3 protein-coding genes are annotated in these 17716 nt (G+C 65.4%); all 3 read right to left on the reverse strand.

The features are described from left to right. Positions 1-56 precede the first annotated feature (56 nt). Genes K3U96_RS23985 through K3U96_RS23995 form a run of 3 tightly spaced genes read right to left on the reverse strand, consistent with a single transcriptional unit; the run spans position 57 to position 17369 of the window. Positions 57-12590: a non-ribosomal peptide synthetase gene (locus K3U96_RS23985; protein ID WP_220691296.1), complete on the reverse strand. Its 12534-nt coding sequence runs from the start codon at positions 12588-12590 to the stop codon at positions 57-59. Next, positions 12559-17133, reverse strand: coding sequence for a non-ribosomal peptide synthetase (locus K3U96_RS27235; protein WP_220691297.1), 4575 nt, complete (start codon positions 17131-17133; stop codon positions 12559-12561). Before K3U96_RS27235 ends, K3U96_RS23985 begins: the two co-directional genes overlap by 32 nt. After that, entirely contained in the window at positions 17133-17369 is a 237-nt protein-coding gene (locus tag K3U96_RS23995; RefSeq protein WP_220693665.1) for an MbtH family protein, read from the reverse strand. Before K3U96_RS23995 ends, K3U96_RS27235 begins: the two co-directional genes overlap by 1 nt. Between the last annotated feature and the right edge of the window lie 347 nt (positions 17370-17716).

Here is a 17716-nt window from a genome sequence, read left to right on the forward strand (position 1 = left end):
CGAACCCCCTTAACGCTTTCGCCACAATCCGGAAAGTGTCCGCGCCGCATCTTTGGCTATCTCCCGCCGGGTATCTGGACCCCCGGCAGAGAACTCAGGTTGCCGCCCAAGCTTCGTACACTGGGCGCCGCGAGCAGCGTGGGCAGCGAAACGTCGATATCGAAGGCGGCGTTGATCGCGGCCACCGCCCGCATCGCGGTGAGCGAGTCCCCGCCCAGGTCGAAGAAGGACTCGTCAACGCCGACGCTGTCGAGGTTGAGCACCTGGGCGTAGATATCGGCCAGGACCTGTTCGACGGCGTCGGCCGGGCCCCGATCGCCGCTGCCGTTGTGGTGTTGCGGCGCTTGGGGTTTGCTCACCGGCTGGGTGTTGTCGGGTTGTGCGAGGTTCCCGCTGTCCGACAGTGGCCGGTGCGGGTCGGCGGTCATATCCACCAACACCTGCTGGAAGCGCTCGATCAGTGCCTCGATGCCGACCCTGTCGAATACGTCGGCGCGATATTGGAACCGGAGGTCCAGTTCGTCGCCAGGCACCGCCTGAACGGCGAGCGGGTAGTGATAGTAGTCGCGGTTGTCGAGCGCGGTGATGGCCAATCCATCGGCGCCGACCAGCTGGGCTGGGTCGGTCGGGTAGTTCTCGTAGACGAAGACCGTGTCGAAAAGTCTTGGCTGGCCGGTGATCCGGTGGATCTGGTTCAGGCCCAGGTGTTCGTGCTCGAGTGTCTGGCTGCGGACGCGCTGGAGTTGGTCGATGAGGTCGACGGTGGTCGTGGTTTCGTCGGCGCTGGCCCGCACCGGCACCGTGTTGATCAAAAGCCCGACCATCGAATCTGCGCCCACCACGTCGGTCGGCCGTCCGGAGACGACGGAGCCGAAGACGACGTCGCGTCGGCCGGTCACCGACATCAGCAGCTGCGCCCATGCGCCTTGCAGCACGGTGCTGACCGTGGTCTGCCGGGAGCGGGCCAGCTCGCCGAGGGCCCGGGTGGTGTCCTCAGCAACGCGGACTGCCGCAACACGTCGGCTCGCCGGTTCCACCGGGTGAGGCGGACCGAGCAGCGTCGGGGTGTCGAAACCGTTCAGCGCCTGCGCCCATGCGCAGCGTGCGGCGTCGAGGTCGCGCTCGGCCAGCCAACTGATGAAGCGGCGGTACGGTGTGGCCGGCGGTAGCCGCTGCCCGTAGTAACCGGCGAACACCTCGGCCAACAGGATCGGCAGCGACCAGCCGTCGAGCACGATGTGATGGTTGGTCAACACAAACCGGTGCTCGTCGGCGCCGGTGCGGATCAGCACCGCCCGGATCGGGCTCTGCTCGGTCAGGTCGCAGACCGCGGCGCGCTCGGCTGCGCACACGTGGGCGATCTGCGCATCGGTGTCCTGTCCGTCTCCGGCCAGATCGAGGTAGCGCCAGGGGATTTCGGGTTCTGCGGCGATCAGCTGCACTGGCTCGTCGAACGCGTAGGAGAACCGGGCGGCCAGGTTGGGGTGACGGGTGACCACCGCCTGCACCGCATCGTTGAGCCGATGCCGATCCAGGCGACCCGTCAGCGTGACGTCCAGCTGCACGGCATACACATCGTCACCGCAGCCGTGTGCGACCGCGGCATGGAACAAGAGTCCCTGCTGCAAGGGGGTCAACGGCAAGATGTCGGCGACCTGGGCGTCGCGGCACAGTTCGTCGATCTGCTGCTGCGCCAGGCGGGCGGGCGTGATGTCGGAGGGGCTCAGACCGCCGCCGCCGTCGCGCACGTGGGTGCAGATACCGGTCAGCGCATCGAACCAGAGCTCGCTGAGCCGGTTGACTTGTACGTGATCCAACGCAGACAGGGCCCATGTCCAGCCGCCGCGCAGGCGCGGCCCGTCGTCGGTGTCCACCGTGCCCGCGTTGAGTTCCAGGGTGTGCATCAACGGCATCGGGATCGCGGCGGCGGTGCCCGCGCTGGACCCGTCGGGGCAGATCTCCCAGTAATCGCCGGATGTCTGTGTGGCTGCCGCGGCCATCCGGCCCAGATAGTTGAACCCGATGGTCGGATCGGGCCCTTGGAGGTCGACGGCATCGTTGAGATACCGCAGCGCTCCGTAGGACAGCCCGTCGGGGTGGGCGCGGAGTTGTTCTTTGGCGGCTTTGATCAGTGCGCCCAGCTTGGCGTCGCCGGCGCGCACCTGCGCCCAGTCCAATTCACCGACGTTCAGCGCGACCGGGTATTTGGTGGTGAACCAGCCCACCGTGCGGGACAGGTCGATGTCGGCGGCCAGTTCCTCCTCGCGTCCGTGCCCCTCGACGTCGATCACGAGCTGGGAAGCGCCGGCGTCGAGTTCGCCCAGGAACTCACCGAGCGCCAGTCCGAATGCGATCAACAGAATGTCGTTGATTCCGGCGTGAAACGCTGCGGGCACCTTGCCCAGCAGCATTCGAGTGGTTTCGACGTCCAGGTTCACCGACAGGCTGCCGGCATTGGCGTAGGTGTCGATCGCCGGTTGCACCGCAGGCAACGGCGCAGGCACCGCCGCGATGTCGCGCCAAACCTGGCCCTGTTCAACGACTTCGGGGTTGTGCGCGTGCTCGGTGAGCACCGCGGCCCACCGTTGGAAGGAAGTGCCCGTCGTGTCCGACAGCACCACTGGTTGGCCGGTGCGGTGTTGGGTCCAGGCGAGGTTGAGGTCTTCGAGCAGGATGCGCCAGGACACGCCGTCGATGGCCAGGTGGTGCACGATCGCGAGCAGTCGGCGGGTGTTGGTCACCCACAGTGCGCTGACCATCTGCCCGGCGGCCGGGTTCAACCGCGACCGGGCCTCGACGACGGCTTCGTCGGTGAGGGTGTCGACGGTTTGCAGGCAGTGTGCGGCGTCGACGGCACCGGGTTCGGGCACGGTCAGCGACCATCCGCCGGCCCCGTCGTCATCGACACGCAGCCGCAGCATGGCGTGCCGATCCAGCAGCGCCTGCAGTACGGCGACGACGTCAGCCTCTGTCACACCCACCGGCGCCTGAAGCAACACCGTCTGGTTGAACTCATCGGTCGGGCCGTCGACGTCGCGGAGCCAACCGATGATCGGCGTGATCGGCACGTTGCCCAGCCCCGCATCCTGCTCGTCCACGGAATCGCCTGTGATGGTGGCGGTTCGGGCGAGGCGGGCGACGGTTTGTTCGACGAACACGTCGCGGGGCCGACAGATCACCCCGGCCGCGCGGGCACGCGCGACCACCTGCATCGACAAGATCGAATCCCCGCCCAACTCAAAGAAACTGTCATCAACCCCGACCCGCTCCAGCCCCAACACCTGGGCATAGATATCGGCCAGGATCTGCTCAACCGCATCACCAGGGCCCCGATACGACCCGCTGTCCTGATACTCCGGAGCCGGCAACGCACGCTTATCCAGTTTCCCGTTGACCGTCAACGGCATCCCCGCCACCGCCACCACCGCCGCAGGCACCATGTAATCAGGCAACCGCTGCGCCAACACCGCACGCACCCGCGCAATATCAGCACTGCCGGTGATATAACCCACCAACCGCTTATCCCCCGGGCGGTCCTCACGCACGATCACCTCAGCCTGAACCACCCCCTCCACGGTGGCCAACGCCGCCTGCACCTCACCCAACTCAATGCGATACCCACGAATCTTGACCTGCTCATCAGCACGACCCAGATAACGCAACTGCCCATCAGCACCCCAGGCCACCACATCACCGGTGCGATACATCCGCTGCCCCGGCGCCCCCAACGGACACGCCACAAACCGCGACGCACTCAACCCCGAACGACCCACATACCCATAGGCCACCCCCGCACCGGCCACATACAACTCACCAGCCACCCCCACCGGCACCGGGCGCAACCACGAATCAAGAACAAAGAACCCCAAATGGGCCAACGGCACCCCGATCGGACTCAACGCCCCACCATCCACATCGACCGCGCCGATCTCACGGAACGAGGCATGCACCGTGGTCTCGGTAATGCCATACATATTGATCAACCGCGGCCCATCCCGATGCGCAGCCACCCACGGTTTGAGCCGCGCAGGCTCCAAAGCCTCCCCACCAAACACCACCGCACCCAACGCCAGCTCCCCACCCCCGGCGCCGACCTCCTCAACCCCCTGCAACGCATAAAACGCCGACGGCGTCTGACTCAACACCGTCACACCCTCAGCCACCAACAACGCATACAAATCCTGCGGCGAACGCACCACCGCATCCGGGACCACCACCACCTGGCCCCCGTACAACAACGCCCCCCAGATCTCCCACACCGAATAGTCAAACGCCAACGAATGACACTGCGACCACACCTGCCCCGCCAGACCCATCTCAGCATCCAACGTCGCCAACAACCGCGTCACACCACCATGAGCAACCGCCACCCCCTTAGGCGCCCCCGTCGTACCCGAGGTGTAAATCACATAAGCCACCTCATCAGCACCAGGCACAGCCAACCCCGACACCGGCTGGGTATCGATAGCCGGATCTGCGATGTCGACGATGCAGAGCTCGTGCCCGCCAAGATGTTCGACCAATTCGGCTGTGGTTATGGCCGCGACGGGGGCGGCGTCGGCGAGTACGAACCCGATGCGGGCCGCGGGCACCGATGGGTCGATCGGCACATAGGCGGCGCCCGCCTTGACCACCGCCAGAATCGCCACCACGGCCTCGGCGGTCCGCGGCAACAACAGTGCCACCTTCTGGCCGGGGCACACACCACGCTCAATCAGCAGATGTGCCAACCGATTCGACTTCGTGTCGAGCTCGCGATACGTCCACGACCGGTCACCGCAACTGACGGCGACTGCCTCCGGGGTGCGGGCGGCCTGACCAGCGAACAGCGCGGGAATCGACAACGGCGCGGACGCGGGCTGGCAGAGCACCGCCCGGTTGCTCCACTCGTCGAGGCGAACGCGTTCAGCTGCGTCCAACACATCCACCGACGACAACCGGCCGCCCGGATCAGCGGTCATCTCCACCAACATCCGCCGGAAGCGTTCGATCAACGCTTCTACGCTGGCGGCGTCAAACACATCGGTGCGGAATTCCACCTCACCCGTGATGCCGGCAGGCGTTCCCTCCGCAGCCCACCGCTCGGCCAAGCCAAACGACAGGTCCGCGCGGGCGGTCCCGGTGTCTAGCGGCATCTCGGTGACCTGTACGTCGCCCAGCGCCAACCCGGCGGATTCGCCGTCCTCCTGCAGCTTCCGCCAGGACGCCATCACCTGGACCAGCGGGTGATGGGTCAGCGACCGGGTCGGGTTCAGTCGTTCGACAACGACTTCGAACGGCACGTCCTGATTCTCGTAGGCAGCCAGGCTGCGCGAACGCACCTGAGCCAACAGGTCGGCGACGGTGGGATCACCGCCGAGGTCCACCCGCAACACCAGCGTGTTGACGAAGAAGCCGACCAGGTCGTCGAGCACGGGGTCACGCCGTCCTGCTATCGGGAAGCCCACCGCCACATCGGAACTCGCGCTGAGTTTACCCAGCAGCGCTGCAAGAGCGGCCTGCATCACCATGAAGTTGGTGACGTTGTGCTCGCGGGCCAACCGGTCGATCGCCTGTTGCAGCTCGGCAGGCCACTCGAACAACACCCTGTCGCCGCGGTAATCCGCGACGGGCGGGTAGGGCCGGTCGGTGGGCAGTTGCAGGTGTTCTGGCAGGCCGGCCAGCGCTTCGACCCAATAGCTCAGCTGCCCGGCGATGGGACTCTCGCTGTCGCCGAAGTCACCGAACTGCGCGCGCTGCCACAGCGTGTAATCGAGGTACTGCACCGGCAGTTCCGTCCAGCCGGGGTCGTGCCCCACGCACCGGCTGGCGTACGCGACACCCAGATCGCGCACCAACGGCGTGATCGACAGACCGTCGGCGGCGATGTGGTGCACGACGGAGACCAGCACGTGCTCGTCGTGGGTGATGCGGAAAAGCCGTGCTCGCAATGGGATTTCGGCGACAAGGTCGAACGGGTCCTGTGCCAGCTCGTCGAACGTCTCCTTGAGCCGACGTTCAGACCAGCCGGTGGCATCGATGACGTCCCAGCCGAAATCGACGTCTTCGGGCTGCACCACCAGTTGCCGGGGTATGCCTTGGGGTGCGACGAACAAGGTGCGCAGGCTCTCGTGCCTGCCGACCACATCGGTCAACGCCGCACCCAACGCGTCGGTGTCGAGCAGCCCGTGCAGGCGCAGTGCCACCGCGATGTTGTAGGTCGCCGACGGGCCCTGAAGCTGCTCGATGAACCACAACCGACTCTGGGCGAACGACAACGGCACCTCGGCAGGCCGTTGGGCGGCTACCAACGGATCCAGCCGTGCCTGTCCCTCACCGATGCGGAGGGCGAACTGGGCGACCGTGGGTGCCTCGAACACCGTTCGCACGGAGATGCCGGCATCGAGGCTGGCGTTGACGGCAGCGACCAGGCGCATCGCTGACAGCGAATCTCCACCGAGATCGAAGAACGATTCATCCATCCCGACTCGATCAAGCCCGAGCACCTCGGCGAAGATGCCCGCCAGGATCTCCTCGGTGGGGGTGGTGGGCGCCCGGTAATCACCGGCGGTGTATTCCGGTGTCGGCAGGGCTCGTCTGTCGAGTTTTCCGTTGACCGTCAATGGCAGTTCCGCCAACGCCACCACCGCAGCGGGCACCATGTAGCCGGGCAGCCGCTCGGTGAGCGCAACGCGCGCTTTGGCCGGATCGGCGGTTCCGGTGATGTAACCGACCAGCCGCTTGTCGCCCGGATTGTCTTCGCGGGCAATCACCACCGCCTGCTCCACGCCGTCCAATTCGGCGAGTGCGGCCCGGACTTCATCGGGCTCTATGCGGTATCCACGGATCTTGACCTGTTCGTCGGCACGCCCGAGGTACTGCAGTTGACCGTCGGTACGCCAGCGCACCAGGTCTCCGGTCCGGTACATGCGCGCACCAAACGTCGCACCGCCGGCGAACGGGCACGCCACGAACCGCGCTGCGGTCAACCCGGGCCTGCCGACGTAGCCGACGCTCACGCCTCGACCCGCCACGTACAGTTCACCGACGACACCCACGGGTACCGGGCGCAATCGCTCGTCGAGGACGAACACCGCCACCGTCGACGGCGGAGCACCGATCGGCGCTGCGCCCGAACCCGCAGAAAGCGGGGCACTCATCGACGCGTAGACGGTGACCTCGGTGGGGCCGTATGCGTTGATCACCACCCGTCCGGGTGCCCACTGGTCCACCACCTCGGCGGTGCAGGCCTCGCCGCCGAGCAGCAACGCCGTCGACTCAAGGCCGTCAGGTGAGAGCGCCGCAACCGCCGAGGGAGTCTGGGTGAGCACGTTGACTCGTTCGCTGACCAGCAGGGCGTGGAAGTCGGCCGGTGAGCCGACGACGGACTCGGGCACCACAACCAGCCGCGCGCCGCCCAGCAGCGCCGCCCAGATCTCCCACACCGAGAAGTCGAATGCGTACGAATGGCACTGGGTCCAAACCTGTTCCGTCGGTAGGTCCGTCGGCGTCGACTTGGCCAAGTGCGCCAGGTTGGCGTGGGTGACGGCCACCCCCTTGGGGGTGCCGGTGGTGCCGGAGGTGTAGATCAAGTAGGCGATGTCGTCGGCTGCCGGCGCCGGCAGCGGGGTGCCGGGCTGGGTTTCGATGGCCGGGTCGTTCAGATCGATGACCGTGATATCGCGCCCGTCCAGCCGCGGTTTGAGGTCCTCGGTGGTGAGCACCGCGATTGGCATCGCGTCGGTCAGCATGAACTCGATGCGCGCCGCCGGCAGCGTCGGGTCGATCGCCAGGTAGGCCGCCCCGGTTTTCAGCACAGCCAACATGGCGACGACGGCTTGGTCCGAACGTGTCAGCAGTAACGCGGCACAGGACCCTGGACCCACCCCGTACCCAGACAACAAGTGCGCCAGCCGGTTGGCCGCCTCATCGAGGTGGCGGTAGGTCATGGACCGGTCGCCGAAGGAAAGCGCCACCGCCTCGGGAGTTCGGGCGACCTGTGTGGCGAAAATGTCCGGGATGGAAACTGCCGCGGCCACAGGGCGGGTCAGCAATGCGCGGTTGCCCAGCTCGTCCAGCCGCGCGTGCTCGGCTTCGTCGAGCACATCCAGTGACGAGAGCCGACGCACCGGGTCGGCGGTCATCGCCACCAACATCCGGCGCAGCCGTTCCAGCATCAACTCGATGCTGGCCGCGTCGAACACGTCGGTCCGGAATTCGGCGAATACCCCGATCCCGGTGGGGCCACCGTCGCGGGTCCAGCCTTCGCTCATCGAGAATGCCAGATCCACTCGGGCCGTGTGCGTGTCGACCGGGATCTGCGTGATCTGCAGATCTCCTAGGGCCACCGCGATCTCATCGCTGGCCTCCGCGGGCAGACTGCGCCAGGACAACATCACCTGGACCAGCGGGTGATGGGTCAGCGACCGGGTCGGGTTCAGCCGCTCGACAACGACTTCGAACGGCACATCCTGATTCTCGTAGGCAGCCAGGCTGCGCGAACGCACCTGAGCCAACAGGTCGGCGACGGTGGGATCACCGCCGACGTCGACCCGCAACACCAGCGTGTTGACGAAGAAGCCGATCAAATCGTCGAGCGAGGGATCGCGCCGTCCGCCGATCGGGAAGCCCACCGCCACATCGGAACTCGCGCTGAGCTTACCCAGCAGCACTGCCAGGGCCGCCTGCACCACCATGAAACTGGTGGCGTTGTGTTCGCGGGCCACCTGGGCGATCCGCTCCTGCAGTTCGATGGGCCAGGTCATCGAGATGCTGGCGCCACGCTGGTCGGCGACCGGTGGATAGGGTCGGTCCGTCGGTAACTGAAGCCGATCGGGCATCCCCGCCAACGCGGCCTGCCAGTACGCCAACTGCTCGGCGATCAGGCTGTTCTCGTCGTTCAGGTCGCCGAATTGTGCGCGTTGCCAGAGCGTGTAGTCGACGTACTGCACCGGCAATTCGGTCCACACCGGGTCCAGCCCCGCACAGCGGCAGACATAGGCCATGCCAAGGTCGTTCACCATCGGCGCCATGGATAAGCCGTCGGCGGCGATATGGTGCGCTACGGACACCGCGACGTGCTCGTCCTCGCTGAGGCGGAAAAGTCGTGACTGGAAGGGGATTTCGGCCGCCAGGTCAAAGGGGTGGCGCACCACGGCGCCGATCGCATCGTCTAGTTCTGATTCCGACCAACCGCTGGCATCGACGACTTCCCAACCGAAATCGGCTTGTTCTGCGGGCACGACCAGCTGCCGGGGTGTCCCGTCGGGCGCCGGGAACATCGTGCGAAGGCTCTCGTGGCGACCCACCACGTCGGCCAGCGCGGCACCGAGCGCCTCGACGTTCAGGTGCCCCTGCATCCGCAGGCCCACCGCCATGTTGTAGGTGGCCGATGGTCCCTGCAGCTGGTCGAGGAACCACAATCTGTTCTGGGAGAACGACAACGGGATGGCCGGGGGCCGCTCCATCGCCGTCAGCGGTTCGAGCCGGCCGCCGCCGCCGGTGATGCGCGCCGCTAGTTGGGCGATCGATGGCGCCTCGAACAACGCACGCACCGAGAGGCCGGACTCCAGACCAGTATTGACGGCCGCTACCAGGCGCATCGCCGACAGCGAATCCCCGCCGAGGTCGAAGAATGAGTCATCGACGCCGACCCGCTCGACGTCCAGCACCTTGGCGTAGATACCTGCCAAGATCTCCTCGACGGCGGTCGTCGGTGCCCGGTAACTCTCGGTATCGTGGAACTCCGGTGCCGGTAGCGCGCGCCTGTCGAGTTTTCCGTTGACCGTCAACGGCATATCGTCGATCACCATGATGGCCGCCGGGACCATGTACTCGGGCAGTCGCTGCGCCAGCGCGGTGCGCGCCGCGGCCGGATCGAGGGGAGCAGCAGCGGCCGGGGTGACATAGCCCACCAGCCGTTTCTCACCCGGGCGGTCCTCACGGGCGATCACCACGGCTTGCTCGACCCCGTCCAGCTCAGCCAGGGCGGCGCGGACCTCGCCCAACTCGATGCGGAAGCCGCGGATCTTGACCTGCTCGTCGGCGCGGCCTACATACCGCAGGTGCCCGTCGGCACCCCACCACACCAGATCGCCTGTGCGATACATGCGCTGACCTGGCGGCCCGAAGGGACACGCCACGAACCGCGACGACGACAGTCCGGGCCGTCGCCAGTATCCCAAGCCGGCTTGTACGCCAGCCACATACAACTCACCGATTACGCCGACCGGCGCCGGCCGCAACCACTGGTCCAATACGAAGAAAGCAAGGCCGGGCAAGGGGCCGCCGACCGGACTGACATCGTTGTCGGCGTCTCCGTCGACGATCTCCCGGAACGAGGCGTGCACTGTCGTCTCGGTGGTTCCATACAAGTTGAGTAAGCGCGGCGCACCCGGATGGTGTTCCAGCCAGGTCCGAAGGCGCTGTGGCTCAAGGGCTTCCCCAGCGAAGATAACCGCTTGCAGCTTCAGCTGCCTGGCCAGCTCGGGCTGGAGCGCGTCGGCGGTCTGCAGCGCATAAAACGCCGACGGTGTCTGGCTCAGTACGGTGACGTGTTCCCTAGCCAGCAGCGCATGGAATTCTTCCGGGGCTCGCGCCACCGATTCGGAGACCACCACCAAGCGGCCACCGAACAACAGCGCGCCCCACATCTCGCACACCGAGACGTCGAAGGCCAGCGAATGCCACTGCGACCAAACCTGGCCCGCCAGTTCGAAACTGGCGTCCAATGCCTCCATGAGTCGGGTCACGTTGTGGTGGGTGATGGCGACGCCCTTGGGGATGCCGGTGGTCCCCGAGGTGTAGATCAGGTAAGCGACGTCACCGGGCGCCGGTGCGGGTAGCGCGGTGCTGGGTTGGGTGTCGATGGCGGGATCGTTGACGTCGATGATGTGCAGATCCTGGCCTGCCAGCAGACCGGACAGTTCGCGGTTGGTGATGGCGGCCGTCGGGGCGGCGTCGGCGAGAACGAGTTCCGTGCGCGCAGTCGGGGCCGTCGGGTCGATCGGCACATACGCGGCACCTGTTTTCAGAACCGCCAGGATCGACACGATCGCGTCGCTCGAGCGCGGCAACAGCAGCGCCACCCGCTGCCCGGCGCCTATCCCCTGGCCGGCCAGCAGATGTGCAAACCGATTCGTCACCTCGTCGAGCTCGCGGTAGGTCCATGACCGCTCACTCCAGGTCAGTGCCACCGCGTCGGGGGCACGCGCGGCCTGCGTGGCGAACATTTGCGGAATCGACGTCGGGGCGGGCGCGGGCTGGCCCAACGCCGCCTGATTGCTCCACTCGTCAAGGCGCGCACGCTCAGCGCGATCCAGGACATCGACTGACGACAGCGGCTGTTGCGGGTCGGCGGTCATCGCCACCAATACCTGCTTGAACCGCTCGATCAGCGTCTCGATGTCGCTCCGGTCGAATACGCCGGTCTCGAATTCGACGCGAAGGCCAAGCTCACGGCCCGGCAGCGCCTGCACCGCAAGCGGGTAATGGTTGTTCTCATGGTGGGTGAACCCGGTAACGGTCAGGCCGTCATCGCCAGACAACTTCGCGATGTCGATCGGGTAGTTCTCGTAGACGAAAAATGTGTCGAACAGCCGCTCCTGGCCGGTGACACGGTGGATCTCGCTCAGCGCAAGATGTTGGTGCTCAAAAGTCTGGTTGTGGGCCTCTTGCAGCTGATTGAGTAACTCCACAGTGGTGGTGGCCGCGGTGATGGCGGCCCGCACAGGCACGGTGTTGATCATCAGCCCGACCATCGAGTCCGCGCCGAATACCTCGTCGGGGCGCCCCGAAACCGTCGTGCCGAAGACGACGTCGCGCTGACCGGTCAGCGACATCAACACCTGCGCGAAGACACCCTGCAGCACGGTGCTGACCGTGGTCTGACACGTACGCGCCAGATCGCCAAGCGCATTCGTGATGTCTTCAGCCACAACGAACGAAGCGACGTCTCGCCGACCCTGGGCTGTGTTACCCGACAGGTCCACCAGAGTGGGGGTGTCGAAACCGTTCAGCGCCTGCGCCCATGCGCAGCGTGCGGCGTCGAGGTCGCGCTCGGCCAGCCAACTGATGAAGCGGCGGTACGGTGTGGCCGGCGGTAGCCGCTGCCCGTAGTAACCGGCGAACACCTCGGCCAACAGGATCGGCAGCGACCAGCCGTCGAGCACGATGTGATGGTTGGTCAACACAAACCGGTACTGGTCAACAGCAGTACGAATCAAGGCCGCCCGAAACGGCGGCTGAGTAGCCAAATCGCAGACGGCGGCACGCTCTTCAGCGCACACCCGCGCCATCTGCTCCTCGACATCGCCGCCGGCACCATCGATCTCCACGTACTGCCACGGCACCGTCGGCTCAGTGACGAGGATCTGCACCGGCTCGGCGAACTGTTGAGAGAACCGTGCCGCGACGTTGGGATGTCGGGTGATCACCGTTTGGACGGCCGCGCGCAGCCGGTCGGAATCCAGTCGACCGTTCAGCGTGACATCAAGCTGTACTGCATAGGTGTCGTCGCCAGCCTGCGCAGCGCTGGCATGAAACAGCAACCCCTGCTGCAGGGGGGTTAGCGGCAGAACATCAGCTATCCGCATACTGCCGCTGAAGCTCATCGATCTGCTGTTGGCTGAGACCGGCGACGATGTCGGAGGGGGTGAGCCCGCCGCCGCCGCCCCGCACGTGGGTGCAGATACCGGTGAGCGCGTCGAACCACAGTTGGCTCAACCGGTTAACCTGCGCGTGGTTCAGTGCCGAGGGCGCCCACATCCACATCGCACAGAGGTATGGACCCGCGTCGGTGTCCACTGTGCCCGCGTTGAGTTCCAGGGTGTGCATCAACGGTATGGGCGGCTTCACGCTCGGGCTGACGGTGGCCAACCCGTCCCAGCAGATCTGCCACACGTCACCGGAGTCCTCGGCGGTCATCACACCTTGGCGGCCTAGGTAGTTGAACGCGATCGGCGGGTCAGCTCCTTCCAAGTCGATCTCGCTGTTCAGGTAACGAAGGATCCCGTAGTTGAGGCCGTCGGGGTGGGCGCGGAGTTGTTCTTTGGCGGCTTTGATCAGTGCGCCCAGCTTGGCGTCCCCGGCGCGCACCTGCGCCCAGTCCAATCCACCGACGTTCAGCGCGACCGGGTATTTGGCGGTGAACCAGCCCACCGTGCGGGACAGGTCGATGTCGGCGGCCAGTTCCTCCTCGCGTCCGTGTCCCTCGACGTCGATGCAGATGGGCGTGTCCTGGGCGCCTGATATCCCGAAGAATTCCGCCAGTGCCAATCCGAATGCGATCAACAGGATCTCGTTGATCCCGGTGTGAAACGCTGCGGGCACCTCTCCGAGCAGCATCCGGGTGGTCTCGATATCCAGGTTCACCGCGAGGTTTCCCGCGGTGTTCAACGTGTCCGCCTCGGGGCGCACCGGCGGCAGCGCTGCGGGGCTGGACGCAATCTGCCGCCAAGTTTCGGCCTGCTCAACGAGTTTGGGATCTCGGGCGTGCTCGGCGAGCAGCGCGGCCCACTGGGCGAACGACGTACCGGGCTCGGGCAGCACCACTGGTTGGCCGGTGCGGTGTTGGGTCCAGGCGAGGTTGAGGTCTTCGAGCAGGATGCGCCAGGACACGCCGTCGATGGCCAGGTGGTGCACGATCGCGAGCAGCCGGCGGGTGGAGGTGACCCACAGTGCGCTGACCATCTGCCCAGCGGCCGGGTTCAACCGTAATCCCGTGCGCACCACGGCTTCGTCGGTGAGGGTGTCGACGGTCTGCAGGCAGTGTGCGGCGTCGACGGCACCGGGTTCGGGCACGGTCAGCGACCATCCGCCGGCCCCGTCGTCATCGACACGCAACCGCAGCATGGCGTGCCGATCCAGCAGCGCCTGCAGCATCACCAGCACATCGGCTTCGGTGGTTCCCGCGGGCGCCTGCACGACCACTGTTTGGTTGAAGTGGTCCACCGGACTGCCGGCGTCCCTGTGGCTTTCCAACCAGCGGATGATCGGGGTGCTGATGACCGGGCCGACACCGTCGTCGGATTCGGCGTCGACGTCGGTGATGGTGGCGGTTCGGGCGAGGCGGGCGACGGTTTGTTCGACGAACACGTCGCGGGGCCGACAGATCACCCCGGCCGCGCGGGCACGCGCGACCACCTGCATCGACAAGATCGAATCCCCGCCCAACTCAAAGAAACTGTCATCAACCCCGACCCGCTCCAGCCCCAACACCTGGGCATAGATATCGGCCAGGATCTGCTCAACCGCATCACCAGGGCCCCGATACGACCCGCTGTCCTGATACTCCGGAGCCGGCAACGCACGCTTATCCAGTTTCCCGTTGACCGTCAACGGCATCCCCGCCACCGCCACCACCGCCGCAGGCACCATGTAATCGGGCAACCGCTGCGCCAACACCGCGCGCACCCGCGCAATATCAGCACTGCCGGTGATATAACCCACCAACCGCTTATCCCCCGGGCGGTCCTCACGCACGATCACCTCAGCCTGAACCACCCCCTCCACGGTGGCCAACGCCGCCTGCACCTCACCCAACTCAATGCGATACCCACGAATCTTGACCTGCTCATCAGCACGACCCAGATAACGCAACTGCCCATCAGCACCCCAGGCCACCACATCACCGGTGCGATACATCCGCTGCCCCGGCGCCCCCAACGGACACGCCACAAACCGCGACGCACTCAACCCCGAACGACCCACATACCCATAGGCCACCCCCGCACCGGCCACATACAACTCACCAGCCACCCCCACCGGCACCGGGCGCAACCACGAATCAAGAACAAAGAACCCCAAATGGGCCAACGGCACCCCGATCGGACTCAACGCCCCACCATCCACATCGACCGCGCCGATCTCACGGAACGAGGCATGCACCGTGGTCTCGGTAATGCCATACATATTGATCAACCGCGGCCCATCCCGATGCGCAGCCAACCACGGTTTGAGCCGCGCAGGCTCCAAAGCCTCCCCACCAAACACCACCGCACCCAACGCCAGCTCCCCACCCCCGGCGCCGACCTCCTCAACCCCCTGCAACGCATAAAACGCCGACGGCGTCTGACTCAACACCGTCACACCCTCAGCCACCAACAACGCATACAAATCCTGCGGCGAACGCACCACCGCATCCGGGACCACCACCACCTGGCCCCCGTACAACAACGCCCCCCAGATCTCCCACACCGAATAGTCAAACGCCAACGAATGACACTGCGACCACACCTGCCCCGCCAGACCCATCTCAGCATCCAACGTCGCCAACAACCGCGTCACACCACCATGAGCAACCGCCACCCCCTTAGGCGCCCCCGTCGTACCCGAGGTGTAAATCACATAAGCCACCTCATCAGCACCAGGCACAGCCAACCCCGACACCGGCTGATCAACCAACCCAGGATCAGCCACATCCACCACCGAAAAACCTCGGCCCCCAACACGATCAGCCAACACCGCCGACGTCACCACCGCCACCGGATCAGCATCACCCAACACAAAATCCACCCGAGCCGCAGGCACCGACGGATCAATCGGCACATAGGCCGCTCCGGCCTTGATGACCCCGAGAGCCGCCACCACCGCCTCAACACCACGCGGCAACAACAACCCCACCCGATCACCACAAGACACACCACGAGACACCAACAAATGCGCCAACCGATTCGAAGCCTCATCAAGCTCGCGATAGGTCAACACACGACCCTCACAACTCAGCGCCACCGCCTCAGGAGCATCAGCAACCCGCCCAGCAAACACCCCCGGAATCGACCGGCCCCCCGACACCGGCCGATCCACCACCCCCGAATTACCCCACCCCGCCAACTGGGCATACTCGCCCTCACCCAACACACCCACCGACGACACCCGCCGACCCGAACCACCAACCAACCCCACCAACACCCGCTCCAGCTGTTTGGCCAGTTCGGGAAGGTCAAAGTTCGAGAACGGTCCCCAGTTACCCGCGGTGCTGAAGAAGAGTTGGTCGCCGGCTCCGGAGAAGATCAACGCAAAGTCGCCGACTTGGCCGGGGTTGGTGAAGGATGCCGACGCCTCGACACCGTTGAAGTCCAACGTCAATGCCGACGGCATGAAGTTGACGCTCACCCGATGGGTGTCCTGCTCTGTGCCGCGCGGTCGGGCCTTGCGTTCAAGGGCGTGCACCGGATACCGCTGATGCTGCAGTGCTTCTTGTATCCGCGCATCAACATATGCGCAGAAGTCGGCAACGGTGGCATCCGGTGAAATCCTCAACACCAGCGGCACGACTCCCGACACCATCCCGGGAAGCGACTTGGACTCCGGACGCACCCGCCTGCTGACCGGAAAGTCGAGGACCACCTCCGAACCGTCAGCGCACCATCCCCGCACCAGAAGCGCGCACGCGGCGGTGATCACCGATGATCGGGGCACGTTCCATTCTTGGGATAGTTCTTGAACCCGTCGAAGGACGACGGGATCGAGTCGAACCGGCGTCAACGGCTGATCCGGATCGGTCTCGGCTGCGGTATGAGGCGACCGAATACCGGATCCGTTCTGTGATGGCAGGTTCTGGATCCAGTAGGCCTCGTCTTCCAGATAATCCGGAGAGGCTTCGTAGTCCGCCTCGCAGTCGATCAGGTTCTGCAACGAACCAAAGAACGCCGGAGGAAGGGCAGCGCCCGAGACCATCGCGTCGTAGACAGTCGCAATCCGATGCGCGAGAAGGGTAATTCCGGTCCCGTCGATGACGATGTGGTGGAAGCACCCGAACAGGTAGAACTCGTCATCCCAGGTTTGGAACAGCGCGAATTTGAACAGCGGGCCAGCAGACGGCATTGGCGTGCGCTGGATCGCCAGCGCCATCCGACGGGCTTCCTGCACCGGGTGGGGGGAGTCAGTCAGGTCATGGAAGGTCACTTCGACGTTCGGGTCGTCGATCACTTTCTGGAATACCTGGCCGTCGGCTTCGACGATGGCGGCCCTGGCCGGTTCGGCCTCCCGCATCACCTGACGAATCGCCCGGCCGAGCAAGTCATGATCGATGGCACCGTCGAAGCGGGCAAGCACACCCAGCTGCCAGTCCGTGTGGGAGTGACCCGTTTCCTCCGCAAGCCAAATGTCGAGCTGTGCACGCGTCAGCGGCAGCACGTTGTCCCCGAGTTCCATCAGATCCCCGAACTGCCTGTCCCACCTACGCCCAACCTCTCGCGTAGGGCCTTCGGCCGGACGTCGGCCCAGTTCTGTTCGATGTAGTCCAGACAGGCTGCGCGGTCCGCTTCGCCGTACCTCACCCGCCATCCGGCCGGCACGTCAGCGAAGGTCGGCCAGAGGCTGTGCTGATCTTGGTCGTTGACCAATACGAAGAAGCTTCCGCTTTCGTCGTCAAAGGGGTTGCTGCTCACCCGGTGCTCCAGATCCAACTAATTGACGCTTCTGCAAGAATCTGTAAACGATACTTCGCGGGTGTGAGCCCTGTCACGCGGTTGGGTGTTAACCCTGTCACGCGCAGTTACGTTCCCAAGGCGACTGATTTTCGGCCTCGAACTGTTGAGCGGAGCGCTTAGTGCGCGAATACCGTTGCCAGTAGTCAAGTAGTGTCCCGTGGGCACATTTTTTCTAGTTTGCTGTGCTAACGTCTGTTGGACTCCGGGTCGGCCCGCCGCCGCGTTGAAACCTCCGAGCGCGCAGCCCGCCCCCGACCCGATCTCGCTCCGGTCGTGCCCGAGCTTGCTGGCCTGCTCGACGCACC

The sequence above is a fragment of the Mycolicibacterium holsaticum DSM 44478 = JCM 12374 genome (assembly GCF_019645835.1).
Lineage (GTDB): Bacteria > Actinomycetota > Actinomycetes > Mycobacteriales > Mycobacteriaceae > Mycobacterium > Mycobacterium holsaticum.